Source organism: Haloferax profundi, assembly GCF_001469865.1.
In the GTDB taxonomy this organism is placed as follows: domain Archaea; phylum Halobacteriota; class Halobacteria; order Halobacteriales; family Haloferacaceae; genus Haloferax; species Haloferax profundi.
The window spans coordinates 1-1,593 of record NZ_LOPV01000542.1; the positions used below are offsets into that span (position 1 = coordinate 1).

Below are 1,593 nucleotides of genomic sequence, written 5' to 3' on the forward strand. Positions count from 1 at the left end.
GAATATGTCGTCGAGAGCGCTAAAGAGAGCCTCGACCGGCTCGGGCTTGACCGTATCGAGATACTCTATGTCCACTGGCCGGCGGGTGGCTACGAGCCAAGCGAGACTATTCCGGCATTCAATCAACTGTACGACGAGGGCCTTGTCGATAGCATCGCAGTCAGTAACTTCCTCCCCGAGCAGTTAGAGACTGCGCTGGACCGTTCTGACGCACCGATCGTTGCTAACCAAGCCGAACTCCACCCACTCTTCCAGCAGCCCGAACTACGGGAGTTCTGTGAGAAAAACGGCGTCGCTGTAGTCGCCTACGCCCCCATCGCTCGTGGGAAGGTATTCGACGTGCCAGAACTAGGCGAAATCGCCGAGAAACATGGGGCTAGCGAGGCTCAGGTCAGTCTAGCGTGGCTTCGACAAAACGGTATCGCTGCTATTCCCAAGGCCACCAGCAAAGAACACATCCGTGCGAACTGGGAGAGTCAACATCTCACGCTCGACGATGAAGACCTTTCGAAGATTTCCACACTCAGCTATAACAAACGGCAGGTCGACCCCGACTTTGCCCCGTGGTAAAGACGTAGACACCCGCTGTCAGAATACAGATTTCTGTCTGTCTTTTCATCTCCACTTCAGAGATGTTCGACGAACTGCTTCGCCAGCCATGACTCAGCTGCATTGAGTCGGTACTGATACGTCGACTGGGAGATTCCGAGTTCATCGGCGACATTGACGGCACTTATCTGTCGCGGTTTCTCGTAATAGCCGAGTTCGACGGCGGCTTCGATGGCTTCACGCTGTTCGGGCGGGAGACCACCACTTCGGATGATGTTGTTCGTCCAGTGCGTCGGGTCGCTTATCTTGGTCAGTTCGACCGAGACACCGTCTCGAACCCCCGCGTGGAGGCGGTCGTAAATGTCGCTCACCGCGCGCTCGTCGTCGACAAGGATACGCCATTCGTACTCGTTGCCGCGGCGGTCGGTCTGACAGAGATGTCCGTCGCCGAGGTACTCGTTGATAATAGATGTGACTGACCGAGCATCGTCGCGTTCTGGCCGGCGCGTGTAGACGACACACTCCTGAGGATCTCGGAGAATTACCTCGTACTCCCGATCGACGACCAGCTGGTCGCCGATAACAGCATCACAGTGCGCTATGTCGGCGATGAGTGCCTCGAAGGCGTCGAGTGCTTCAGGTTTCCCAGTCACGTAGTCTAACCGCCACATCGTCTCGTTGGACGCGTGTGAGATGGCGATTGCGTGGAGACTCGGCCATTCGATGAAGAGATCCATGAGGTCGTCGGCACCCTCTTTATAGTGTATCGTGAAGACGTACTCTCGCATCTGTAAAGAGAGGACCGAGAGGCGGATAATTGCTTCTGTGCCTCTTCGAGCGCGTTGTCGCGTCTCTACTCTGTGAGGGCGGTGAGGACGTCTTCTGTCGACTCGATATCGGTCATCTGGGTGAGCGTGTAGTTGAGTGCAGCATTTTGCCACTCTTCGGAGAAGCTCGCCGTTGCGTCCTCAACGACGGTCACGTCGTAACCGAGGTCCGCACCCGACCGAGCAGTCGATTCGATAGAGAAGTTTGTGAACACAC

The 1,593-nt window shown here is 56.2% G+C and carries 3 protein-coding genes; 1 reads left to right on the top strand and 2 read right to left on the bottom strand.

The window, feature by feature from the left end:
- A partial coding sequence (locus tag AUR66_RS16445; RefSeq protein WP_058573290.1) for an aldo/keto reductase occupies positions 1-570 on the top strand: 570 nt, incomplete at its 5' end.
- A 56-nt stretch (positions 571-626) separates the two neighbouring features.
- Here the strand turns inward: AUR66_RS16445 and AUR66_RS16450 are convergent.
- Positions 627-1,337 (bottom strand): helix-turn-helix domain-containing protein, encoded by a 711-nt coding sequence (locus AUR66_RS16450; protein WP_058573291.1) that lies wholly within the window; start codon positions 1,335-1,337, stop codon positions 627-629.
- A 65-nt stretch (positions 1,338-1,402) separates the two neighbouring features.
- Positions 1,403-1,593, bottom strand: a 191-nt coding sequence (locus AUR66_RS16455) for a cysteine hydrolase family protein (RefSeq protein WP_157533184.1), incomplete at its 5' end; no start/stop codon positions are given.

Bases quoted from the DNA above. Each gene is read 5' to 3' on its own strand.
- AUR66_RS16450 (WP_058573291.1), bottom strand. From the start codon at position 1,337: ATGCGAGAGTACGTCTTCACGATACACTATAAAGAGGGTGCCGACGAC.